The sequence below is a fragment of the Pseudarthrobacter cellobiosi genome (genome assembly GCF_023913815.1).
Lineage (GTDB): Bacteria > Actinomycetota > Actinomycetes > Actinomycetales > Micrococcaceae > Arthrobacter > Arthrobacter cellobiosi.
This window is the reverse complement of sequence record NZ_JAMXBK010000018.1, coordinates 105,828-128,713: the sequence shown is the minus strand read 5'-3', so window position 1 is coordinate 128,713 and position 22,886 is coordinate 105,828. Positions and strand designations below refer to the sequence as shown.

General features: G+C 66.2%; 22 protein-coding genes and 1 pseudogene. 17 read left to right on the top strand and 6 right to left on the bottom strand.

Going from position 1 to position 22,886, the window contains the following annotated elements:
- Nucleotides 1-22 precede the first annotated feature (22 nt).
- The 10 genes from NG701_RS04365 to NG701_RS04320 all read left to right on the top strand — a co-directional run bounded on the left by NG701_RS04365 (nucleotide 23) and on the right by NG701_RS04320 (nucleotide 7,786).
- Complete coding sequence (locus NG701_RS04365) at nucleotides 23-769, top strand: TSUP family transporter (RefSeq protein ID WP_252564852.1); 747 nt, start codon at nucleotides 23-25, stop codon at nucleotides 767-769.
- Nucleotides 770-803: 34 nt separating this feature from the next.
- A complete protein-coding gene (gene dxr / locus NG701_RS04360; protein WP_252564850.1) occupies nucleotides 804-1,988 on the top strand; it encodes a 1-deoxy-D-xylulose-5-phosphate reductoisomerase in 1,185 nt (394 codons plus the stop codon).
- An 18-nt stretch (nucleotides 1,989-2,006) separates the two neighbouring features.
- Nucleotides 2,007-3,338, top strand: a complete 1,332-nt coding sequence (locus tag NG701_RS04355; protein ID WP_252564848.1) for a M50 family metallopeptidase — start codon at nucleotides 2,007-2,009, stop codon at nucleotides 3,336-3,338.
- 48 nt (nucleotides 3,339-3,386) lie between these two features.
- Nucleotides 3,387-3,776 carry a hypothetical protein gene (locus tag NG701_RS04350; RefSeq protein ID WP_252564846.1) on the top strand — a complete coding sequence of 130 codons (390 nt, stop codon included), beginning with the start codon at nucleotides 3,387-3,389 and terminating at the stop codon, nucleotides 3,774-3,776.
- Entirely contained in the window at nucleotides 3,773-4,069 is a 297-nt protein-coding gene (locus NG701_RS04345; protein ID WP_252564844.1) for a hypothetical protein, read from the top strand. The genes NG701_RS04350 and NG701_RS04345 overlap by 4 nt, the downstream gene beginning before the upstream one ends.
- 100 nt (nucleotides 4,070-4,169) lie before the next feature.
- Complete coding sequence (locus NG701_RS04340) at nucleotides 4,170-4,835, top strand: MarR family transcriptional regulator (RefSeq protein WP_252564842.1); 666 nt, start codon at nucleotides 4,170-4,172, stop codon at nucleotides 4,833-4,835.
- Nucleotides 4,832-5,371, top strand: coding sequence for a hypothetical protein (locus NG701_RS04335; protein WP_252564840.1), 540 nt, complete (start codon nucleotides 4,832-4,834; stop codon nucleotides 5,369-5,371). The genes NG701_RS04340 and NG701_RS04335 overlap by 4 nt, the downstream gene beginning before the upstream one ends.
- Nucleotides 5,372-5,426: 55 nt before the next feature.
- On the top strand, nucleotides 5,427-5,720 hold the full coding sequence (locus NG701_RS04330) for a YciI family protein (RefSeq protein WP_252564838.1): 294 nt from the start codon (nucleotides 5,427-5,429) through the stop codon (nucleotides 5,718-5,720).
- Nucleotides 5,721-5,766: 46 nt separating this feature from the next.
- Nucleotides 5,767-6,933, top strand: coding sequence for a flavodoxin-dependent (E)-4-hydroxy-3-methylbut-2-enyl-diphosphate synthase (ispG, locus tag NG701_RS04325; protein ID WP_104063099.1), 1,167 nt, complete (start codon nucleotides 5,767-5,769; stop codon nucleotides 6,931-6,933).
- A complete protein-coding gene (locus NG701_RS04320; protein ID WP_252564979.1) occupies nucleotides 6,896-7,786 on the top strand; it encodes a GNAT family N-acetyltransferase in 891 nt (296 codons plus the stop codon). The genes ispG and NG701_RS04320 overlap by 38 nt, the downstream gene beginning before the upstream one ends.
- Before the next feature lie 53 nt (nucleotides 7,787-7,839).
- Here the strand turns inward: NG701_RS04320 and NG701_RS04315 are convergent, their stop codons facing one another.
- The 3 genes from NG701_RS04315 to NG701_RS04305 are packed head-to-tail and all read right to left on the bottom strand — an operon-like array spanning nucleotide 7,840 to nucleotide 10,033.
- Nucleotides 7,840-8,496, bottom strand: a complete 657-nt coding sequence (locus tag NG701_RS04315; protein WP_374208649.1) for a TetR/AcrR family transcriptional regulator — start codon at nucleotides 8,494-8,496, stop codon at nucleotides 7,840-7,842.
- Nucleotides 8,493-9,236 (bottom strand): ABC transporter permease, encoded by a 744-nt coding sequence (locus NG701_RS04310; protein WP_252564977.1) that lies wholly within the window; start codon nucleotides 9,234-9,236, stop codon nucleotides 8,493-8,495. The genes NG701_RS04315 and NG701_RS04310 overlap by 4 nt, the downstream gene beginning before the upstream one ends.
- A gap of 8 nt (nucleotides 9,237-9,244) precedes the next feature.
- On the bottom strand, nucleotides 9,245-10,033 hold the full coding sequence (locus NG701_RS04305; protein WP_252564836.1) for an ABC transporter ATP-binding protein: 789 nt from the start codon (nucleotides 10,031-10,033) through the stop codon (nucleotides 9,245-9,247).
- A gap of 409 nt (nucleotides 10,034-10,442) precedes the next feature.
- Here NG701_RS04305 and NG701_RS04300 point away from each other — a divergent pair, with 409 nt between their 5' ends.
- From NG701_RS04300 to NG701_RS04290, 3 genes and pseudogenes are all read left to right on the top strand, one after another.
- Entirely contained in the window at nucleotides 10,443-12,251 is a 1,809-nt protein-coding gene (locus tag NG701_RS04300; RefSeq protein WP_252564835.1) for a proline--tRNA ligase, read from the top strand.
- A 9-nt stretch (nucleotides 12,252-12,260) separates the two neighbouring features.
- Entirely contained in the window at nucleotides 12,261-13,055 is a 795-nt protein-coding gene (locus NG701_RS04295; RefSeq protein ID WP_252564833.1) for a sulfite exporter TauE/SafE family protein, read from the top strand.
- A gap of 64 nt (nucleotides 13,056-13,119) precedes the next feature.
- Nucleotides 13,120-14,345 (top strand): annotated as a pseudogene (locus tag NG701_RS04290) (pyridoxal phosphate-dependent decarboxylase family protein).
- A 60-nt stretch (nucleotides 14,346-14,405) separates the two neighbouring features.
- On the opposite strand, the gene NG701_RS04285 reads toward NG701_RS04290, so the two are convergent.
- Genes NG701_RS04285 through NG701_RS04275 form a run of 3 tightly spaced genes read right to left on the bottom strand, consistent with a single transcriptional unit; the run spans nucleotide 14,406 to nucleotide 17,374 of the window.
- The gene (locus NG701_RS04285; RefSeq protein WP_252564831.1) at nucleotides 14,406-15,437 is read right to left on the bottom strand and encodes an aminoglycoside phosphotransferase family protein; all 1,032 of its coding nucleotides are present in this window, start codon (nucleotides 15,435-15,437) and stop codon (nucleotides 14,406-14,408) included.
- A complete protein-coding gene (locus tag NG701_RS04280) occupies nucleotides 15,434-16,162 on the bottom strand; it encodes a VIT1/CCC1 transporter family protein (RefSeq protein ID WP_252564829.1) in 729 nt (242 codons plus the stop codon). The genes NG701_RS04285 and NG701_RS04280 overlap by 4 nt, the downstream gene beginning before the upstream one ends.
- A gap of 51 nt (nucleotides 16,163-16,213) precedes the next feature.
- Entirely contained in the window at nucleotides 16,214-17,374 is a 1,161-nt protein-coding gene (locus NG701_RS04275; RefSeq protein ID WP_252564827.1) for a DUF4439 domain-containing protein, read from the bottom strand.
- Nucleotides 17,375-17,480: 106 nt separating this feature from the next.
- Between NG701_RS04275 and rimP the strand changes: the two genes are divergently transcribed.
- The 4 genes from rimP to infB all read left to right on the top strand — a co-directional run bounded on the left by rimP (nucleotide 17,481) and on the right by infB (nucleotide 22,688).
- Entirely contained in the window at nucleotides 17,481-18,095 is a 615-nt protein-coding gene (gene rimP / locus NG701_RS04270; RefSeq protein WP_252564825.1) for a ribosome maturation factor RimP, read from the top strand.
- Nucleotides 18,095-19,075: a transcription termination factor NusA gene (gene nusA, locus NG701_RS04265; RefSeq protein ID WP_058929500.1), complete on the top strand. Its 981-nt coding sequence runs from the start codon at nucleotides 18,095-18,097 to the stop codon at nucleotides 19,073-19,075. The genes rimP and nusA overlap by 1 nt, the downstream gene beginning before the upstream one ends.
- A 170-nt stretch (nucleotides 19,076-19,245) precedes the next feature.
- Entirely contained in the window at nucleotides 19,246-19,623 is a 378-nt protein-coding gene (locus NG701_RS04260) for a YlxR family protein (protein ID WP_252564823.1), read from the top strand.
- Between the two features lie 152 nt (nucleotides 19,624-19,775).
- On the top strand, nucleotides 19,776-22,688 hold the full coding sequence (gene infB, locus NG701_RS04255) for a translation initiation factor IF-2 (protein WP_252564821.1): 2,913 nt from the start codon (nucleotides 19,776-19,778) through the stop codon (nucleotides 22,686-22,688).
- The last annotated feature ends 198 nt before the right edge of the window (nucleotides 22,689-22,886 follow it).

Below are 22,886 nucleotides of genomic sequence, written 5' to 3'. Positions count from 1 at the left end.
GCCGTCCGCCCACTAGGATCGGATGGTGTTTGCATTGGTGCTCATTGCCGTTGTTGCAGGGGCACTGGCCCAGCGGCTGGCCGGCCTCGGATTCGGCCTTCTCGTCTCTCCCGTACTGGTGGTGCTGCTCGGACCCTTCGACGGCGTCATGATCATCAACCTGTGCGGCGCAGCGTCATCCCTCCTGATCCTTTCCCGGGTCTGGCGGCATGTGGAGTGGAAGCGCTACTTCGGGCTGGCGCTCGCCGCCCTGGCAGGGGTACTGCCGGGTGCCTGGTTGGCCAGCAACGTGGCCGAGGCGCCGCTGGAGATCTGCATCGGCATCCTCCTCATCATCGCCCTGCTGGCTTCGCAGCGGCTGACCCACAGCTCATGGCGTGCCGGTGGCCCCGTTCCCATGGTCTCCCTCGGCTTCACCAGCGGACTGATGAACGCGGCAGCGGGCGTCGGCGGGCCGGCCATCACCGCGTACGCCATTGCCACCCGGTGGGAGCAGAAGAGTTTCGGCGCCACCCTCCAGCCCTATTTCGTGACCACCGGACTGTCTTCCCTGGTGATCAAGTACGTACTATCCGGTGGACATGTTCCCGGCCTGGACGGCTGGCAATGGTTCAGCATCCTTGCCGCCATGGTGGCGGGAATCATCGCGGGCGATCTGCTGTCCGGCAAGGTCAAACCGGCTGCCGTGCGGCGGATCGTTGTGGCCATCGCCTACATCGGAGCCGTATCCACGCTGGCCAAGGGTTTCATCGAGCTGGCGACGGGCTGACCGGTTGGCGGGCAAGGTGCGGGATACTTAACCAATGCAGCCTCGCAGAATCGTCATCCTCGGATCCACCGGTTCCATCGGCACCCAGGCGATTAACGTCGTCGACGGCGCCCCCCACCTTTTTGAGGTGGTGGCGCTCAGTGCCGGCGGCGGAAACCTCGAGCTGCTGGCCCGCCAGGCCGTCCACACGGGTGCCGCCGTCGTGGGCATCGCCGGGGGGGATCGGCGGCAGCTGCGGGACCTGATCTCCGAGGCTGCCCGCCACGCCGGACGGCAGGACTATCGCCCCGAAATCATCGCCGGCCCCGACGCCTCGGCCCGCATCGCCGCAGTAGAGGCGGACGTGGTTCTCAACGGCATTACCGGGTCCATCGGGCTCGCGCCGACCCTCGCCGCCCTGAAGTCAGGTGCAACGCTGGCGCTGGCCAACAAGGAATCGCTGATCGTGGGCGGAGCGCTCGTCAAGGCCGCCGCCCGTGAGGGGCAGATCGTGCCGGTGGATTCCGAGCACTCAGCGATAGCGCAGTGCCTGCGCTCAGGCTCCGCGGCCGAGGTTGAGAAGCTCATCCTGACGGCGTCCGGAGGTCCGTTCCGCGGCCGGACAAGGGAACAGCTCCACGACGTGACGCCGAAAGAGGCCCTGGCGCACCCCACGTGGGACATGGGGCTGATGGTCACCACCAACTCGGCCACGCTCGTCAACAAGGGCCTTGAGCTCATAGAGGCCCATCTGCTGTTCGACGTGCCGCTGGACCGGATCGACGTTGTGGTCCACCCGCAGTCGGTGGTCCATTCCATGGTCCAGTTCATCGACGGGTCCGTCATCGCCCAGGCGTCCCCACCGGACATGCGGCTCCCCATTGCCTTAGGGCTGGGCTGGCCGGACAGAGTCCCCAAAGCGGCCTCCCCATGTGACTGGACCAAAGCCACCAGCTGGACGTTCGAACCGCTGGACACCGTCGCTTTCCCGGCCGTGGACCTGGCCAACGACGCCGCCGAGCAGGGGAGTACTTTTCCCGCCGTCTTTAACGCGGCAAACGAGGAAGCAGTCATGGCGTTCCACTCGGGACGCATCCGCTTCACCGAAATCGTGGACACCATCGATGCTGTCCTCAGCGAACATTCAGGATCCTCCGGGCTGACGCTGGAGTCGGTACTGGATGCTGAAGACTGGGCACGTACGCGCGCCCACGAACGTTTAGCAGTCAGCAGTCTCTAGGAAGCAGCAGATCCACGCATGAGCCCCGTCCTCCTCTTTATCCTCGGCGTCGTCTTTGTGGCGATCGGCATTGCCGCGTCCATTGCGCTGCACGAAGTGGGGCACCTGGTGCCCGCCAAGCTGTTCAAGGTGCGCGTCACCAAGTACATGATCGGCTTCGGCCCCACCCTGTGGTCCAAGCGGAAGGGCGAAACTGAATACGGGGTGAAAGCGATCCCGCTGGGTGGCTACGTGTCCATGATCGGCATGTATCCGCCCAACAAGGACGACGGAACCGTCCGCCCGTCCAGCACCGGCATGTTCCAGACCCTGGCCACGGAAGCCCGGTCCATGGCACACGAGGAAGTGGGCCCGGAGGACGCCAACCGCGTGTTCTACCGGCTGCCGGTGTGGAAGAAAATCATCGTAATGCTGGGCGGGCCGGCCATGAACCTGCTGATCGGAGTGGTCCTGACCGCCGTTCTGCTGATGGGCTTCGGCATGGCCACGGCCACCACCACCATCGCCGACGTCTCCAAGTGCCAGGTGGCGGCCGGTCAAACGGTGGATCCCGATTCCCCGGACTGCCAGCTGACCCCCGCGGCCGCTGCCGGGCTCCTGCCCAACGACGTGGTCACTTCTTTTGACGGGAAAGCTGTGACTGGCTGGGACGAGCTGACCGAATGGATCCGGGCCTCCGCGGGCAGGGAAGTCAGCATCACAGTGGAGCGCGACGGCGCGCCCGTCACCACCACGGTGACGCCGGTGCTGTCCGCCCGCCCCGTCGTCGGCGTGGACGGACGCCAGGCAAAGGACGACGCAGGCACTCTCCTGTACCAGGACGTCGGCTTCCTGGGCATCGGTGCGCAGACCGAACTGGTTCCCCAGCCGGCGTCGTCCGTCCTGCCCATGGCGGGCGAAAACATCAAGCAAGTGGCCGGCGTCGTCTTCAATCTGCCCGCCCGGGTGGTGGGCGTTGCCAAGGCGGCCTTCAGCGAGGAAGAGCGCGACCCCAACGGCCCCATCAGCGTGGTGGGCGTGGGGCGTGTGGCCGGTGAAGTGGCAGCCATGGAGGAAGTGCCGCTCCAGTCCAGGATTGGCGCCCTGGTAGGGCTGCTCGCCGGCCTGAACTTTGCGCTCGCGGTCTTCAACCTGATCCCGCTGCTTCCGCTCGACGGCGGCCACGTGGCCGGAGCGCTGTACGAGGGGGCGCGCCGACGGGTGGCCAAGCTGTTCGGCAAACCGGATCCCGGCGCCTTCGACATCGCCAAACTGCTTCCCGTGACGTACGTGGTGGCCGCGTTGCTGATGGGCATGAGCGCGCTGCTGATCTACGCCGATATCGTGAAGCCGGTGAACCTGTTCGGCTGACTCCTGCGGACGTCTGCCTGGACGGATGCCCCGGATCTACCATGAAACATGGGCACGTTCGCCGTCCAACCGCAGAACACCAGCCGCTGGATCCGGGCAGGGTTGTGGGCGCTGCCTGTCTCGTGGCTTGTCACCGCCTGGTCCACGCTGGAGCCGCAGCCGGACCATGCGAAGGCCCCGGAGGCCTGGGCTCGTTTCGTCAGCTCCGACTCGTACCAGTTCAGCCATCTTTTCGGCAGTACCGCAGGCACCATCCTGGCCGAGTTCGGTCTCTTTGCTTTGGGCTGTTCCATGGCCAACATCAGGACGGGGCGCCTGGCGCTGGCCTCGATGGTCACAGCTGTTGCCGGCACGGCTTTGCTGCTCGTGCCGGCCGTGATTTCCACGTTTGCCACCCCGCCACCGGAAAGGCATACCTGGGCGGAAACCAGGACGTGATGCAGCTGGAATTCCCGGCGTCCATGACCGGGGCGTTCCTGCTGGGCCTGCTGCTCGCATTCGTTGGCACGGTGCTGCTGGGGATCGCGGTATGGCGTTCCCACGTGCTGCCGCGCTGGGCCGGGGCCCTCTGGGCGGCCGGCGCTGTGGCGTTCTTCGTCCTGGGCGTTGTCCTGGGGCAGGCAACTACGGGAAGCAGCCTGCCGTCCCAGGCCGCCGCGGCCGTACTGATGGCAGGCGCCGGTGGGTGGATCGCCTGGAGCGGAGCCCGGCAGGCAACGGGCACCGCCTGACCGGATCGGGTGATTCTCATAAATCAGTCTTTATTGGCTGATATTCAATAATCAGCTATTTTTGATTGATTATGAGTGATCACCTGCGTACGGTTAAGGCATGTATGTACTGACCATCGACCAGCGAGGCAGCACTGCCGACGTCGACCGTGTTCCCGATCTGATCGCCGCACTGCGCAGCCTCACACCGGCGCCCTTCGAACGGTCCGTGGGTGATGAACTCCAGGGTGTGGTGGAACATGCCGAGGACGTAGTGGAGATCGCCTTGTACGCACTCCGGAGCGGGCACTGGTACGTCGGGATCGGGATCGGGGCCGTACAGCTCACCCCGGGCGGAAGCCCCCGGGAAGGTTCCGGGAGCGGCTTTGTGGCAGCGCGAAAGGCCGTGGAACTCGCCAAGGGCTCGGCTGGTCAGGTGCCATTGTCGGTGGTGTCCGGCAGTATTGGCCGTGGACGGGAGATGCCTCCCCACGCCAAGAAAGGAGCCATGACCAGTGCAAATGCCCAGGCGGTGCTTCGCCTGATCGGACGGGTGGTGCAGCAACGCACACCAGCCCAGTGGCGGGTGGTGGACCGGTTGCGCGCGCTCCAGGGCGGCGATGGAAAGCACGGCAGCCAGAAACACGTGGCCCAGGAATTGGGAATCACGGAGCAGTCGGTGAGCCGTGCGGTGCTCCGATCCGGCTGGCAGGAGGAATGGGCCGCCAGACCTGCCGCGGCCATGCTCCTTGACTACGCCCATTCCCAGATTGAAGGAGACCGGTGAACGCACTCTGGATTACAGTTGCCCTCTTGGTGGCCGGATTCGCAGGGTGGCCTGTGACCGCGCTGGTGTTCCGGCTCGCCCGGACCATTGACGATAAAGCGGACGCGGCCAGTAAATCGGACCAGGACGCAGCGGCCCAGGACCCGTCAGCCGATGTCACGGTAGACACTGTTTCGGGAGCCCCGCGGGCCGGTACGGATCATCACAAGGGCGGGCAAACCGTCGACGGCGAGCTGACCGCGGGTGGCGGCCAGCCGCCGTCGGACGTTCCTCAGGTGGCGCCCGCGCTGCCGGCCCAGCGGATCCTGCGGGGTGGGGCAATCATCGGAGTGCTGGAGCGCCTGGGCGTCTGCGTGGCCATCCTGACCGGACAGCCGGTGGCCATTGCCTACATTGTGGCCATCAAAGGCCTGGGCAGGTTCGCCGAATTGAAGGAGACCCCCGTGGCTGCCGAGCGGTTCATCATCGGAACGCTCACGTCCATGCTGTGGGCTGCTGGAACGGCGGCAGTGATCAAGGTGGTGTTCCTGCAGTGAGTCTTGCTGACTGCCCGGATCGGCGACAGCCCACCCCTGGGGATAGGGTGTCTTTATGACTGTTTTTGCCGTTGAGTATGTGTACGCCGCCGATTCCTCCGCCGTCCGTGATGATCACCGCCCCGCGCACCGCGCCTGGCTGGCGGGTCTGGCGGACGAGCGCCAGCTGCTGACCAGCGGACCCTACGGTGACGGGGCAGGCGCCCTGCTGATCTTCAAGGTCCAGGACGAAACGCAGCTGAACGAACTCCTCAAGCAGGACCCGTTCGCCGTCGCCGGCACCATTGCCGGGATCCGGACAACCGAGTGGACTCCCGTGATCGGCCTCCTGGCCGCGCACGCATCCTGATTCCTGGACCTTTTTCACTACCGAAACACCTACCCAAGGAGTCCACGTGACCTCGGTCAGCCTGGGAATGCCGTCAGCACCGCCGCCCGTTCTCGCCCCCCGCCGCAAGACGCGGCAGATCAAGGTGGGTTCCGTCGGGGTCGGTTCGGACTCGCCCATCAGTGTGCAGTCCATGACCACCACGCCCACCACGGACATCAACGCCACCTTGCAGCAGATCGCGGAACTCACCGCCTCCGGTTGCGACATCGTGCGCGTCGCCTGCCCGTCGGCCGATGATGCAGAGGCCCTGCCAATCATCGCTCGCAAGTCCCAGATCCCTGTCATTGCGGACATCCACTTCCAGCCGAAGTACGTCTTCGCAGCGATTGAGGCCGGCTGCGCGGCAGTGCGGGTAAACCCGGGCAATATCCGCAAGTTCGATGACCAGGTCAAGGAAATCGCCCGCGCGGCGAAGGACCACGGGACCTCCATCCGGATCGGCATCAACGCCGGATCGCTGGAGCCTGGCATCCTGAAGAAGTATGGCAAGGCCACCCCCGAGGCACTTGTGGAATCCGCCGTCTGGGAAGCGTCGCTGTTCGAAGAGCACGGTTTCAACGACTTCAAGATCTCGGTCAAGCACAACGACCCGGTCATTATGGTTGCTGCCTACGAGATGCTGGCCGAGCAGGGCGACTGGCCCCTGCACCTGGGCGTCACCGAAGCTGGGCCCGCCTTCCAGGGCACCATCAAATCCGCCACGGCCTTCGGGGCGCTCCTGGCCAAGGGGATCGGCGACACCATCAGGGTTTCCCTGTCGGCGCCTCCGGTGGAGGAAATCAAAGTGGGCAACCAGATCCTCCAGTCCCTGAACCTGCGCCCGCGCAAACTGGAGATCGTCTCCTGCCCGTCATGCGGCCGCGCCCAGGTGGACGTGTACACGCTTGCCGAGCAGGTCACCGCAGGGCTGGAAGGCATGGAAATTCCGCTCCGCGTGGCAGTGATGGGCTGTGTTGTCAACGGGCCGGGCGAGGCCCGCGAAGCCGATCTCGGTGTGGCGTCCGGCAATGGCAAGGGCCAGATCTTTGTGAAGGGCCAAGTCATCAAGACTGTGCCTGAGAGCGAGATTGTTGAGACACTGATCGAAGAGGCCATGCGCATAGCTGAAGAGATGGGGGAGGCCGATGGCGAAGATGCTGTCAAGGGTAGCCCCGTGGTTAGCGTCTCATAAAGAGGACGCCGCCCCGGCGGGAACATCCGTCCGGACCCTCGCCGGCGCTGACACCGCTGCCCTGCGTCGCCTAGCGTCGCAGGATCCGGTGGCCAATGTCTTTATCCTGGCGCACCTTCGGGCGGCCGGCTCAGCCGCGCCCACCGCTGGTGGCGCCGGCGTCTTGGGAGTTTTCGACGACGGCATCCTGGTAGGCGCGTGCTGGGCAGGGGCCAACCTGGTACCGGTCCAGCTTGACCCCGAATTTTCCGGGCTTGTCGCTGCTGCAGCAAGCGCGTCCGGCCGCCGATTCGCCTCCGCCTTTGGCCCCGCAGATGCCGTCCTGGCTCTCCATGCTGAGCTTGCCGAACTGGGGCATGCGGCCCACGAGGTGCGGGATGAGCAGCCGCTGATGACACTGTGCGGTCCGCCGTCGGTGGAGCCGAACGCGGATCTGGGGCTTGGCCGGCTGGCCGATTTTGACCGGATACTTCCGGCCTGCGCCGCCATGTTCGAAGAGGAAGTGGGCTACTCGCCGTTCCTCGGGGGCAAGGAGTTCTACAGCCGCCGCGTGGAAGGCCTCATCCGGCAAGGCCATTCATTGGCGCACGTCAACGAATCCGGCGACGTTGTGTTCAAGGCCGAGCTGGGTGCTGTGACAACCGACGTCACGCAGATCCAGGGTGTATGGATGAACCCCGGTTACCGAGGACAGGGTCTGAGCGCCGGCTACATGGCTGCCGTAGTGGAGAAGGCGCGCACGCTTGCCCCCGTCACCAGCCTCTATGTCAACGGATTCAACCTCCGGGCACGGTCCACGTACGAGCGCGTGGGCTTCCGCCAGGTTGGCACCTTCGCTACGGTTCTCTTCTAGCCGCCAGGTCCCTGGCCTCAGCGTCGCCGCCTTTCAGGCCGCCCGCCGCCGGTTCACCGGTCAGCCTTCAGGTCGCCCGTCAGGTAGTGCTGGACGTTCGGAGCCACGAGCCGGACAACGTCGTCGGGGGAGGCGGACGCGAGCGGTTCCAGACGCACAACATACCGGACCAGCATCACGCCCACCATCTGCGTAGCCACGAGATTTCCGCGCATGGCCACTTCCGCGGGCGGTCCAGGAACTCCGGCCATGATCCGGCTGAGGATGGTGCGCTGTACCAGTTCCCGCAGCAGCAACGTCTTGGCCTTGGAGCCGATGGTTCCCCTGAGGAAGGCCACCAGGCTGTGCTGGGCCGAGCTCTCCCACAAGCGCAGCACGGCCCGCACGATCGCCTCTGCCCGGTCCTCCGGCGAGTAGCCGTCGACGCCCGCCAGGACCTTCTCCGGGTCGGCCGGCAGTGCCACGCTCAGCGCAAAAAGCTCGTCCTTGCCCTTGAAGAAGTGGTGGACCATGGCGGGGTCCACTCCGGTTTCCCGGGCGATCTGGCGCAGGCTGGTCCCTTCGAAACCGTGTTCGGCGAAGAGCCGCCGGGCTGTGTCCAGGATCTGGTCCCTCGTCTCGGTTGCCCCGCCGCGCCGGCCCCGCCGGCCCGGACCAGCCGCGCTACCTGCAAGACCCGCGGCGCCCGTGGGATCATGCTGTCCGTTCACGCGGTCCGCCGCCGCAGGGTCAACGATGCGAGCACCAGGACCGCCAGGACAATGGCCACGATGACTCCGGCATCCATCCACAGCTGGTCTGTGGGCTCGGTGTTGGTGGCGATCTCCTGGAGTGCATCCACCGAAAAAGTCAATGGAAGGACATTCGACACAGCCTCCAGGGCCTCGTTCATCCGTTCGCGGGCCACAAAGAGGCCACAGAGCAGGATCTGCGGGACCACCACCACCGGCATAAACTGCACGGCCTGGAATTCCGTCCGGGCGAAGGCCGAACAGAGCAGCCCCAGCGCGACGCCAAGAACCGCATTGATCACGGCAATCATGACCACCAGTCCAGGGCTGCCTTGGATGTCGAGCCCGAAGATCCAGTAGGCAACCGCGGTAGCCACCAGCGACTGCAGGGCAGCCATGATGGAAAATGCCAGCCCGTAGCCGAACAGCAGGTCCGCCTTGTGGATAGGAGTGGTCAGCAGCCGTTCCAGGGTCCCCGAGGTGCGTTCCCGCAGCATCGTGATGGACGTAACCAGGAACATAACCACAAACGGGAAGATCGCCAGCATCATCAGGCCAACGCGGTCAAAAGTCCTGGGCACGCCCGGCGGCAGCGTCTCATTCTCATAGAGAAAGTACACGGCGGTGAGCAGCAGCGCAGGGACCACCAGGATCAGTGCGATGCTGCGGTGGTCGTGCCGGAGCTGGTCCAGGACGCGCCGGGTGGTGGCCAACAGCATCAACAGGTTCATGACTGTACCGTCCTTTCGGGGGAACCGCTGGGCACTTCGGCGGTGTCCTGGATGATGTGCAGGAAAGCCTTCTCCAGATCGGCACTGTGCCCGCGTTGACTCAATTCCGCCGGCGTCAGCTGCGCCAGGAGCTTTCCTTCCCGCAGCAGGAGGAGTGATCCGCAATGGCTGGCTTCCTCCATCACATGGCTGGAAACCAGCAGGGTGGTCCCGGACTCGGCCATGGACCGGAAACGGTCCCACAGGTCAGCCCGGAGCACCGGATCAAGGCCCACGGTTGGCTCATCCAGGACCAGCAGGCTGGGGCGAGCCACCAGGGCACAGGCCAACGACACCCGGCTCAGCTGTCCGCCGGAGAGGTCACCGGTTTTCTGCCTGGCCTGCGGTTCAAGCCCGACGGCGGCGATCGCCTCTGCGGCCTCGGCGCGGCCCTTGCGGTGCATGGCGCCGAAGTAGCGGACATTGGCTTCGACCGTGAGGTCCGGGTACACGCTGGGGGACTGGGTCACGTAACCCACCCGGTGTCGCAGGTCAGGGTGCCCGGCGGGCAGCCCAAGCACTTGGACCGAGCCGGACGTGAGCACCTGGACGCCCATGATGGCCCGCATGAGCGTAGTCTTGCCGCTGCCGGACGGGCCCAGCAGCCCGGTGATCTCGCCTGCCTGGATGGCAAAGTCCAAGCCGCGCAGGACGGGAACCTTTCCCCGTGTGACGTGCAGGGTGGTGGCGGCCACAGCGATGCTGGCTTCCGTGACTGCCGGGACGGAAGCTGCTGAATGGGACATTATTGCCTCCGAATGCTGGGAGTCCGCGTTTGAATTCACCAGGTGATGAATTAAAACTAGACCTGCTAAAGGCGGCCGTCAATTACTTCGAATGGAAAAACCCTTGTGGATGTGTCGGCTATCACATATGTTCGATCTAGCTGCGCTGGAGTGGGTGGGCGGTCTCACCAGTCCTCACCAGTACCTAGGCGTCAACGGCCATGGAGCCACGTCCGCATGTAATGACCAGCCGTTTACGGCCAGGGGCTTTGCATGCCGGGCGTGGCTCTATTGCGTCTCGCCCCCGCGGTCTCTGGCCAGCTCAGGTTCCGCCGCCTGGCGTGCCGTGGATAGCCGGTAGATTAGTACCCAGAAGAATTGCCCGGCTCTGCTTTCCAGCAGCTACTCCCCAGAAACGGATAACCCACCCGTGGTCACAAGAATGTCCAAGCTTTTCCTACGCACCTTGCGTGAAGATCCCGTCGACGCTGAGGTCGCCAGCCACCGGCTCCTGGTCCGGGCCGGCTACATCCGCCGCGCGGCGCCCGGCATCTACACCTGGCTTCCGCTGGGGCTGAGTGTGCTGCGCAAGGTCGAGGCCGTCGTCCGCGAGGAAATGGACGCCATCGGTGCCCAGGAAGTCCACTTCCCGGCGCTGCTGCCGCGAGAGCCCTACGAGGTCACCAACCGCTGGACCGAATACGGCGAGGGTCTGTTCCGGCTCCAGGACCGTAAGGGTGCCGACTACCTGCTGGCCCCCACGCACGAGGAAATGTTCACGCTTCTGGTCAAGGACCTGTACTCGTCCTACAAGGACCTGCCCCTGAGTCTGTATCAGATCCAGAACAAATACCGCGACGAAGCACGCCCCCGCGCGGGCCTGCTGCGCGGCCGCGAGTTCATCATGAAGGATTCCTACTCCTTCGACGTGGACGACGCCGGCCTGGACGCCAGCTACGCCGCCCACCGTGGCGCCTACCTGAAGATCTTTGCGCGCCTTGGCCTGGAAGTCATTCCCGTTGCGGCCACCGCCGGCGCCATGGGCGGGTCCAAGAGCGAAGAGTTCCTGCACCCCACCGAGATCGGCGAAGACACTTTCGTGCGCTCAGCCGGCGGCTATGCAGCCAACGTTGAGGCCGTCACCACCGTTGTTCCGGCCGACATCGACTTCAGCAACGCCCCTGCCGCCGAGGTCCTCGATACCCCGAACACGCCCACCATCGACACGCTGGTGGCCGCATCCAACGACCTGGCTCCCCGGAGCGAGGCCGACGGCGGCGCCTGGACTGGCGCCGACACCCTCAAGAACGTGGTTCTTGCCGTCACCCTGCCCACCGGTGAGCGCCAGCTTGTGGTCATCGGCCTGCCGGGTGACCGCGGCGTTGACTTGAAGCGCGTGGAAGCCAACATCGGTTCCTTCCTACCCATCGGCGGCGAGATCACGCTCGAAGCAGCCAACGACGACGACCTCAAGAAGCAGCCCCTCATCGTCAAGGGCTACCTTGGACCCGGCCTGACGCTGGACAAACCCCTGCTGGGCAGCGAAAGCTCAACCAAGCTCCTCTACCTCGTGGATCCCCGCGTTGTCAGCGGCACGGCCTGGATCACCGGGGCCAACGAAGCAGGAAAGCACGTGTTCGGCCTGGTCGCAGGCCGCGACTTCACCTGGGACGGTGTCATCGAGTGCACCGACGTCCGCGAGGGCGACCCCGCCCCGGACGGCTCCGGTCCTCTGGAGACCGCCCGCGGCATCGAGATGGGCCACATCTTCCAGCTGGGCCGCAAATACGCTGAGGCCCTCGAGCTGAAGGTGCTGGACCAGAACGGCAAGCAGGTGGTGGTTACCATGGGCTCCTACGGTGTTGGTGTCACCCGCGCCGTCGCCGCACTGGCCGAATCCAACCACGATGACAAGGGCCTAGTCTGGCCCCGCGCCGTCGCCCCCGCCGATGTCCATGTCGTGGCTGTCGGCCGCGGCGAGGAAATCTTTGCCACCGCCGAGCAGCTGGCCCTGGAACTCGAGGCCGCCGGCCTGGACGTCATCTACGATGACCGGCCGAAGGTCTCCCCGGGCGTAAAGTTCGGCGACGCGGAACTCGTCGGCGTCCCCACCATCCTGGCCGTCGGCCGCGGCCTGGTGGACGGCGTTGTCGAGATCAAGGACCGCCGCAGCGGCGAAGCGGAGAACGTGGCCGTGGACAAGGCCGTTGACTATGTGGTCACCGCCGTCCGCAGCTGACCCGCGGCGGTGATTTCCGGGTTCGAGTCGATCCAGCTCACCACAATCATCCTGATTGTGGTGGCTGGATTTGCTGCCGGCTGGGTGGACGCCGTGGTGGGCGGCGGCGGTCTGCTCCAGCTGCCGGCCATGCTGCTGGTACCCGGGATCACGCCGGTCCAGGCCTTGGCCACCAACAAGATGGGGTCAATTTTCGGCACCACCACGAGTGCGGTGACGTACTACGGGCGGGTGAAACCGGACCTTCGGACGGCCGTGCCCATGGCGGTGATCGCCCTTGCCGGGAGCTTCGCCGGGGCGGTGCTGGCCGCCACCCTGCCGGCGAGTGTCTTCAAGCCGATCATCGTGGTGGCGCTGGTCGTCGTCGCGCTTTTTACGGCGCTGAAACCCAACGTCGGTGACATCACCGTGCTGCGGCACGATGGCCGCACGCACTACGTGGTGGCATGCATGATCGGGGCCGTGATTGGCTTCTATGACGGCCTGATTGGTCCGGGCACCGGCTCCTTCCTCATCATCGCGCTCGTCTCGGCGATGGGCTATGCCTTCCTGGAGGCAAGCGCCAAAGCCAAGATCGTGAACATGGCCACCAACGCCGGCGCCCTGCTGTTCTTCCTGCCCCATGGATCAATCCTCTGGGGGGTCGGGCTGCTGCTGGGCCTGGCCAACATGGCCGGCGGCTACCTGGGCGCGCGGACCGCCGTGAAGCAGGGAAGCCGCTTCATCCGCATTGTATTCCTGCTGGTGGTGGGCGCCCTGATCATCAAACTCGGCGTCGACGTCTGGCAGGAAAACCTAGCCTGACAGGTAGCCGAAACCCTCGCAGCCGGTATCGCCCGCAGCCCCCGGCCGGGCGTACCATGCAGGTATGTCCGCAGGCGGGGAACCCTATTCGGAAGCATTGTCAGCCGCGGCCCGTCGCGCCGCCGAGTGGCTGGCGAGCCTGCCGGACAGGCACGTAGGGCCCGCCCAAAGCGCCCACGATCTCGCGGCTGACTTCGGCGGGCCCCTTCCGCAGCAGGGCATGCCCGCCGCAGCTGTGGTTGAGTACCTGGCGGACAAGGCCGAACCGGGGCTGATGGCGATGCCCTCGGGGCGCTTTTTCGGTTGGGTGATCGGCGGGACGTTGCCTGCCGCCCTGGCCGCGGACTGGCTGGTCAGCGCCTGGGACCAGAACTCCGGCCTGCGCTATGCCACCCCCGCGATAGCAGCCATCGAGGAGGGGGCCGGCCACTGGCTGCTGGACCTTCTCGGCCTGCCGGCGGAATCCGACGTCGGCTTCACTACGGGTGCCACCATGGCCAACTTCACCGGGCTGGCTGCTGCCCGGTGGCGGTTGCTGGCCGATCCGCCTGCTGTCGGAAGGGTCCGGGCCCGCGCTGGTCTGTCTCCAGGCCGGCAACCTCCACTCCGGAGCTTTCGACCCCTTCGACGCCGCCATCGAGGTTGCCCGGCGGCATGGTGCCTGGGTGCACGTGGACGGCGCGTTCGGGCTGTGGGCCGCGGCAGTGCCCGAGTTCGCGGACCTTACGCGCGGCATGGCCCTGGCCGATTCGTGGGGACCGACGCCCACAAGACCCTCAATGTCCCGTATGACTGCGGTATTGCCATCGTCAGGGATTCAGCAGCGCTACGCAGCGCCATGGGACTGCAGCACACCAGCTACCTGATCCACGACGTCGAAGGCCCGGGTGACCCGTTCGAAAAAGCGCCGGAGCTGTCCCGCCGCGGCCGCGGCGTGCCGGTGTGGGCCGCCCTCCGCTCCCTGGGCCGGGACGGCGTGGCAGCCCAGGTCCGCGGGCTCGCCGACGCCGCTTCGACGATCGGCAGCCGCCTGGCCGAGGTGGACGGTGTCGAGGTGCTCAACACGGTGGACTACACCCAGGTTTCGCTCGCCTTCGGGGACGACGCCACCACGCGCGCCGTGACAGCCCGGGTGATCGAGGACGGCAAGGTCGGATGTCCGGTTCACGCTGGCAGGGCAGGGATGTCCTGCGCGTCTCGGTCAGCAACTGGAGCACTGACGCGGAAGACGTCGGCACTGCCGTCGAGGCGGTCAGCTCCGCTTTGGCGGCTGTGCGGGCAGCGGGCTGATCGCCCGGGAGGCACAGTCCCGCCTGCGAAGCACCATCCAGCCCGGGAGGCACCCATCGCTCAGCTGTCGCCGTGCCCCGGCTCAGGCAGGGCGTGCGCCGAGGGGAGACCAGCGAGGGTCCGCCCGGCAAGGGTGCTGGCCACCCAGAGTGACCGGGCAAGATCTCCTTGGTGGCGCGGCAAGGACGCGTAGCAGAGGGCGTTCTCCACTTCGCGTGCCACGGCCCACTGGCGCGCAGCTTCGGCGTCGAGGCCGGCCGCGGCGCTGAAGTCCTGGCACCGCCGCCTCAACCCTCCGGCCGGATCGCTCCGGGGCAGGTCGCCGAGACGGTTCCACAGCAGCGGTGCCACCGCGAACTCCGGCTCGCCGATCATGGGCTGCGGGTCGATGGCGACGAAGGCTTCCCCGGGGAGCCCTCCGCTGTTTGTGTGGGGCCGGGCCAGGATGTTCAGGAAGTGCAGGTCTGTGTGGACCAGGACATCGCGACCCGAGCGGCGGCCAACGGCGCCGCGGGTCTGGCAGACTTCCAGGGCCGCCTCCAGTAGCCAGCGCGGGAACGGGCGGCCCTGTTGTTCCCAGTCGGCGGGCAGGTCATCGCTCCATTGTTCGGCCCGCCCGGCGATGTGATCGAACTCCTGCCACTGCGGCCGGCCGTCCGGCACCAGGCCCAACTGCCGCATGGTGCCGCCCCACGCCACCGCCGCTTGATCCAGCGGAAGGGTCTGTAGCGAGGAGTCCGGATTAAGCCGCTCCAGCAGCATGGCGCACGTTCCGGCGTCGGATTCCAACAGCCGGACGGCGCCGGAGCCGCCCCAGAGTGCCAGCGCATGGCGTTCCATCCGTGCCTCATCGTGGGGAAACGCTATCTTGAGCGCCGCCGGTGTCCCGTCCGTCCGGCGGACTGGAACCACCACGCCGCCGTGGCCATGCCACGGGAGGGCGCCAGCTTCCAGGTCAACAGCCAGTTCCCAATGCTCCAGCCGACCCTGCACCAGTCCCGGGAGGGAGGAAAGCCAGGCCCGTCCCGCGCTGCTGTGGCTGAAACGCCCGCTGAGGGCTGGCGGGATCGGCACGCCAATCTGGACACTCACAGGACGCCGCTTGCGCTAAGCAGGTTGCCGATGGAGAACGTGGCAGCCAAGGCCAAAGCCCCGCCCGCCACCACCCTGGCGGCGGCCCGCAGCTTCGAACCGCCGCCGATCCAGGCGCCCAGCGCCCCGGTGGCAGCGAGTGCCGCCAGCACGGCCGCGAACGTCAGGGGGACCCGGATGTTCTCCGGCGGCAGCAGGATGGCGGCCATCGGCAGGATGGCGCCGGTGACGAACGCAATCGCCGAAGCAAAGGCTGCATTCCAGGGGCTCACAATGTCTGTTTCGTCGATGTTCAGTTCGGCGGAGAGGTGCGCGCCCAGGGCATCGTGGGCCGTCAGCTCCCGCGCTACTTTCCTTGCTGTGTCCAGGCTCAGCCCCTTGCCCTGGTAGATCGCCGCGAGTTCCTCCAGCTCTTCCTCCGGCTGTTCCTGCAGTTCCAGGCGCTCCTTTTCGATCAGGGCCCGCTGGCTGTCCTTCTGGCTGCTGACGGACACGTACTCGCCCAAGGCCATGGATACCGCTCCACCTACCAGGCCGGCCGTGCCGGCGACGAGGATCGGTCCGGACTGCGTGGTGACACCGGCGACGCCCACCACGATTGCGGCGACCGAGACGATGCCGTCATTCGCACCCAGCACGCCGGCTCGCAGCCAGTTCAGGCGCTGGGCGACGTCGTTTTGGTGGGGCTCATTCTCATGAAGGGCGGGGGCGCCGGCACTGTCCATGCCTCCAGCAAAGCATTAGTGCCTGCGCCTGGCCAGTGTGCCGTGCCTTGGCTACGAATTGCCGGGAGTGCTGGTTGTGGAAGTCTGCGGAGTTGATACAGGCTCCGGCAGTGGCGGCAGGAGTGCTTCGTCCAGGACCATGCCGGGGACCGGGCCTGGCGACGCACGCCAATGGACGGTCCGCCGGGCCGCCGACTGAAGTGCCGAGAGTGCCCATACGCGGTCGCGCCCCTCGCTGAGGGCCACCAGGTCGCCGAGCGCCGGAAGTGTCCCCGCCTCCAGTGTTCCCAGCCCGGCTGCAGGATCAGCCAGGAACACCTGGCTCAGGGCATAACCTGGTTGCCTCTGGGGTACCGCGGCGCAGTGGGACCTGCCCATGGCCTCCGCTTCGTTTCGGAGGATGCCATGCTGGGCCAGGAAGTTCGACGCCGGAGCAGCTGACCCGGAGTTGAGCCTGGTCAGTGCGGCCTGGTACGCATAGACCAGTTCCAGCTCGGCGGCAACGGCTGAGGCAAAGGCCGAGCCGAGGTCCGCGCCAGTGCTTGCGTTGGCGACCGCCGCTTCGCTGGCACAGCTGGCGGCGGCTGAAGCCGTAACAGGCGGGGTGGGTGCCGGCGATGCGGTGGGGGAGGAGTCAGCGCCTGGAAGCGGTGCCAACGAGATCCCGGTCGCCGAGGCCAGGTCCTCGGCGGCCAGAAGCTGGGCAGTGCCGGCGCCGGCGAGAAGGCGGGCCATGCCGCCGTCGGCCGTTTCGGCATCGTGGAGCCGCTGTGCCCCGCTTGCCTGGAGGGCAGCGGCGAAGTCCGCGGTGGTCGACGGAGGCGTGACGGTGGCCAGCGCCGTGGACGGGGCAGGGACGGGGGCAGTAGCCGTACGGTCCAGGGCAGGATCGCCGGCCGCATCAGCCGGCAGCATCAACGCCCGGGCCTGGACAGTCAGCAAAGTCACAATCCGGGTCAGGGCGGCCGCTTGTGGGGCCGGCGCAGTGGCGCCGGCAGTGCCTTCGAGGTCCAGGCCAGCGGCCCTGAGGGTCAGGGAATCCGCGAACGCGGATGCCCTTGCCTGCTCGGAAAACGGCGGCGCCGCAGGCAGGGACGGTTCGCGGGGGATGAGCACCAATCCCAGGCTCACCACCAGAAGGGCGGCCAGCGCAAAAACGGCGTACTGGAAATAACGCCTGCGGCGGCCGGATTCCTGCGTGTCGTCTTTCACAACAGACCATGTTCTCACGCCTGATGCGAATCTTCGTGCACCACTGTGGCCGGAAAATCGTTAGGCTAGTAGTCACAACATCATCTATTGGAAGGCGGCCGGCATCGTGAGTAATGCAGAAGCCACGACTTCATCAGACGCTACCGGAACGGGTACGGCTGAAGCTGCGCCCGCCAACAATCCCGAAGCCGTCAGGCTCCGGGCGCTGTTAGAACCGGCGGTCCAGGCCAACCGCCTGTACCTCGAGGACGTATCCATCCTGGCCGGTTCACACCGCGTGGTCCACGTGGTGGTTGACCTGCCGCAGGAGGAAACCGGCGGCGTAAACCTCGATGTCATCGCGGACATCTCCAGGGTCCTCTCCGACGTCTTGGACAATGATCCCGCAGACGACGGGCGCCCCTACGACCTTGAGGTTTCCTCCCCGGGCGTCGCGCGTCCCCTAACCGAAGTCCGGCACTGGCACCGCGCCCGGGGCCGGATGGTCAAGGTCAACGTCATCCAGGGCGAAAACGTCACCGGCAGGGTCCAGTCCGTGGACGATTCCGCCGTTACCATCATCCCGGAGATCGCCGTCAAGAAGGGCATGAAGCCCAAGCAGGGCGAGCCCCAGATTCTTCCTTTCGACAGGATCCGCAACGGAAAAGTCGAGATCGAATTCAGCCACCTCGAAGAAGCTGGTCTGGAACCTGAGCACAATGGACCTTCTGAGGAGGCCTGATGGATATTGACATGAGCGCGCTGAGACTACTGGAGCGTGAGCGCGAAATTCCGCTGGACCTCCTGATCCCCACCATCGAGCAGGCGCTCTTGGTGGCGTACCACAAATCGCCCGGCGCCTTCGAGAAGGCCCGGGCCGAGCTGGACCGCAAGAGCGGCCACGTAACCATCTGGGCAGTGGAGATCGACGACGACGGCGCCCCCATCGGCGAGTTCGAGGACACGCCTGCCGGCTTCGGCCGTATCGCGGCGAGCACCGCACGCCAGATCATCCTGCAGCGCCTGCGCGACGTCGAGGACGACGCCATCCTGGGTGAGTTCAAGGGCCGCGAGGGTGAACTTGTGGCCGGCCTGATCCAGCAGGGCAACAACCCGCACATGATCCAGGTCAACCTGGGTTCGGTGGAGGCCCTGCTGCCGCCGCCCGAACAGGTGCCGGGGGAGAAGTACATCCACGGCAACCGGCTCCGCGCCATCGTTATCGATGTCCACCGCGGCACCAAGGGCCCGTCCGTCACCCTGTCCCGTTCACACCCGGGCCTCGTCCGGAAGCTCTTCGAACTGGAGGTCCCGGAGATCGCGGACCGCTCTGTGGAGATCGTGGCACTGGCCCGCGAGGCCGGCCACCGTACCAAGATCGCGGTCAAGGCCCACACCCAGGGCATCAACGCCAAGGGCGCCTGCATCGGCGAAATGGGTTCCCGCGTTCGCGCCGTTATGACGGAACTGAACGACGAAAAAATCGACATCGTCGACTTCAGCGAGGATCCGGCAACGTTTATTGCCAGTGCACTTTCCCCATCGCGTGTGAATTCGGTCACCATCGTGGACGAGGCCACCCGCTCCGCGCGTGTGGTGGTCCCGGACTACCAGCTCTCGCTGGCCATCGGCAAAGAGGGCCAGAACGCCCGGCTGGCGGCCAAGCTGACGGGCTGGCGGATCGATATCGTCTCGGACGCTGCCCCGGCGCGCGAAAGCTGATCCGGTTCCGGGGCGGCGGCCGACTGCCGATACTTTCGCTCGAAGCCCCGGTTTCGGGCAGAACTGCCCCGAGGGGCTAGAATAGACATGACCGCGCCTAACGGCCGGTATTCGTGTGCCCTGAGTATTCCCGTTCCGCCGATGCGGTTGGGGCCTCAGGGCCGGCAGTTATGAACGTCAGGAAGATACTCACCGTGGCAGAAGTGCTTCACACCGAGGATCAACCGCAGCGTACCTGCATCGGATGCCGGAAAAAGGCACCGCGGTCTGAGTTACTCCGGCTCGTCGCCGAAGGCAGCGGTTCCACCGCAGTGCTGGTAGACGAACGACGCCGGATGGCTGGCAGGGGTGCATGGCTGCACCCCAGCGAAGCGTGCCTGGCCCTGGCGGTCAAGCGGCGAGCATTCGGAAGGGCCCTCAACGGCGCAACCGGGTCCACCGCCGTCGAACGCCGGATCATGGCAGGCAAGCAGGACGCCGGCCCGTTGCAGGTATCCCTGGTAGCTGCAGCAAAAACCGTCCAACCTGAAAGCGGGTCAGAAAACTGATGGAAACCCGATGAGTTCCCAGCGATGAGTGCGCAACGATGACAACTTTGTTGCGCTCTGCAATGGGCCCTGTAGTTGCAACCGCGGCTGGGGCCCGCAGTAAGAAGTAGACGGTTCGTGCCTGGCTCGGTGCGGACCGAGACAGGAGAAATGTGGCCAAGGTCCGCGTACACGAGCTTGCTAAAGAGCTCGGTATTACTTCCAAAGATGCAGTAACCAAACTGCAGGAACTGGGCGAATTCGTTCGCTCCGCCTCTTCAACCATTGAGGCCCCGGTGGTGCGAAAACTCCGCAACGCCTACCCCGACGCAGCTGCCAAGACCGCAGCTCCGGCAGCCGCGCCCATGGCGCCTGCCCCGTCGGCCGAAACACGACCCGCAGCACCTGCTCCGGGCCCCGCAGCTCCCTCAGCCCCGGCGGCACCAGCTGCTGCGGCTCCGGCTGCACCCACTGCCGTTTCCGCAGCTCCTGCTGTACCTGCCGCAGCGCCGGTTGCGTCAGCCCCGGCCGCAGCACCGTCCACCGGCGCCAAGCCCGGTGCCCGTCCGGCACCGAAGGCTGAAGCCCCGGCCGCACCGACCCGCTCCGGCGGATCAACACAGGGCGGTTCGCAGGGCGGCTCCGCACCGCGTCCCGGCGGTCCCCGTCCGGGTAACAACCCGTTCGCCACGTCCCAGGGCATGCCCCGCGGCCGCGGTGGCGACGGAGAGCGAGCTCCCCGTCCGGGTAACAACCCGTTTGCTCCTTCGCAGGGCATGCCCCGCGCGGGTGGAAGCCGTCCCGACGGCGACCGTCCGGGTGGTCCGCGTCCCGCGGCCGGTGCCGGTGGCCCCCGTCCCGGTGGTCCGCGTCCCGCAGCCGGTGCCGGTGGTCCTCGCCCCGGTGGTCCGCGTCCCGCAGCAGGCGCCGGTGGTCCCCGCCCGGCAGGTGTCGGTGGAAACCGTCCTACTCCCGGCATGATGCCTAACCGCACCGAACGTCCCGCACCGGCTGGTGCAGGCCGTCCCGGCGGCGGTGCACGTGGTCCCGGACGTCCGGGTGGCGCTCCAGGCACCGGTGGTGCACCGGGTGCCGGTGGCGGCGCTCCGGCCGGCGGCGGCTTCGGCAAGGGTGGCCGCGGTCGCGGTGGCACCCAGGGTGCCTTCGGTAAGGGCGGCGCAGGCCGTGGCAAGCAGCGCAAGTCGAAGCGTGCCAAGCGCCAGGAACTCGAGCAGATGAGTGCTCCGTCGCTGGGTGGCGTGAGCGTACCCCGCGGCGACGGCAACACCGTAGTCCGGCTTCGCCGTGGCTCGTCCATAACGGACTTCGCCGACAAGATCGAGGCAAACCCCGCAGCACTGGTGACGGTCCTCTTCCACCTCGGCGAAATGGCCACGGCCACGCAGTCGCTGGATGAGGAAACCTTCGCACTGCTCGGCGAGGAGCTTGGCTACAAGCTTCAGGTTGTGTCGCCGGAGGATGAGGAGCGCGAGCTGCTCTCCACGTTCGACATCGACTTCGAAGCAGAGCTCGAAGCTGAAGGCGACGAAGACCTCGAGGCACGTCCTCCGGTTGTCACCGTCATGGGCCACGTTGACCACGGTAAAACCCGCCTGCTCGATGCCATCCGCAAGTCCGACGTTATGGCGGGCGAGCACGGCGGCATCACGCAGCACATCGGTGCTTACCAGGTCACGCACACCCATGAAGGCGAAGACCGCAAGATCACCTTCATCGATACACCGGGCCACGAGGCGTTCACCGCCATGCGTGCCCGTGGTGCGAAGGTCACCGACATTGCCATCCTGGTGGTCGCAGCGGACGACGGCGTTATGCCGCAGACCGTTGAGGCCCTCAACCACGCGCAGGCAGCAAATGTGCCGATCGTGGTGGCCGTGAACAAGATCGACAAGGAAGGCGCCAACCCGGAGAAGGTCCGCGGCCAGCTGACCGAGTACGGCCTGGTTCCCGAGGAATACGGTGGCGACACCATGTTCGTGGAGGTCTCTGCCCGCCAGAACCTCAACATCGACGAGCTGCTCGAGGCTGTCCTGCTCACCGCAGACGCCGCCCTGGACATGCGCGCCAACCCGAACAAGGACGCTCGCGGTATCGCGATCGAAGCCAACCTGGACAAGGGCCGCGGTTCCGTGGCCACCGTCCTGGTGCAGTCCGGTTCACTGCGTGTCGGTGACACGATTGTGGCCGGTACGGCCCACGGCCGCGTCCGCGCCATGTTCGACGACGACGGCAGCGCACTGACCGAGGCCGGCCCGTCCCGCCCCGTGCAGGTTCTGGGTCTGTCCAACGTGCCGCGCGCCGGCGACACCTTCTTTGTGACCGCTGACGAGCGCACCGCCCGCCAGATCGCCGAGAAGCGTGAAGCAGCCGACCGCAACGCCGCCCTCGCCAAGCGCCGCAAGCGCATCAGCCTGGAAGACTTCGACCAGGCCGTGGCCGACGGCAAGATCGACACCCTCAACCTCATCCTTAAGGGTGACGTGTCCGGTGCCGTGGAAGCCCTCGAAGACGCACTGCTCAAGATCGACGTCGGTGAAGGCGTGCAGCTGCGCGTCATCCACCGCGGCGTTGGTGCCATCACGCAGAATGACGTCAACCTGGCAACGGTCGACAGCGCCGTTATCATCGGCTTCAACGTCAAGCCTGCCGAGCGGGTTGCCGAACTGGCAGACCGCGAAGGCGTGGACATGCGCTTCTACTCCGTCATCTACGCAGCAATTGATGACATCGAGATGGCCCTCAAGGGCATGCTCAAGCCGGAGTACGAAGAGGTCCAGCTGGGCACCGCCGAGGTCCGCGAAGTCTTCCGCTCTTCCAAGTTCGGAAACATCGCCGGTTCCATCGTTCGCTCGGGCATCATCCGACGCAACACGAAGGCCCGCATCAGCCGCGACGGCAAGACCATCGGTGACAACCTCACCGTTGAGACGCTCAAGCGCTTCAAGGACGACGCCACTGAGGTCCGCACGGACTTCGAGTGTGGTATCGGTCTTGGTTCGTTCAACGACATCACCGAGGGCGACATCATCGAGACCTTCGAGATGCGCGAAAAGCCGCGCGTCTAAGGTTCGTTGCTTGACGGGTCGGGGGCGTCGGATTTTTCCGGCGGCCCCGCCCCTACGCTGGGCGGCATGGGATCTGCGATCCCTTGCCGCCCAGCTTCGGCAGGCCCGATGCCACTCCCTGGCCGCCGGAAAAAATCCAACGCGGGTCCGTCGTAGACTCGCCTTAGGTGCGTGGCATCAAAACCCAACAGTTGTGCG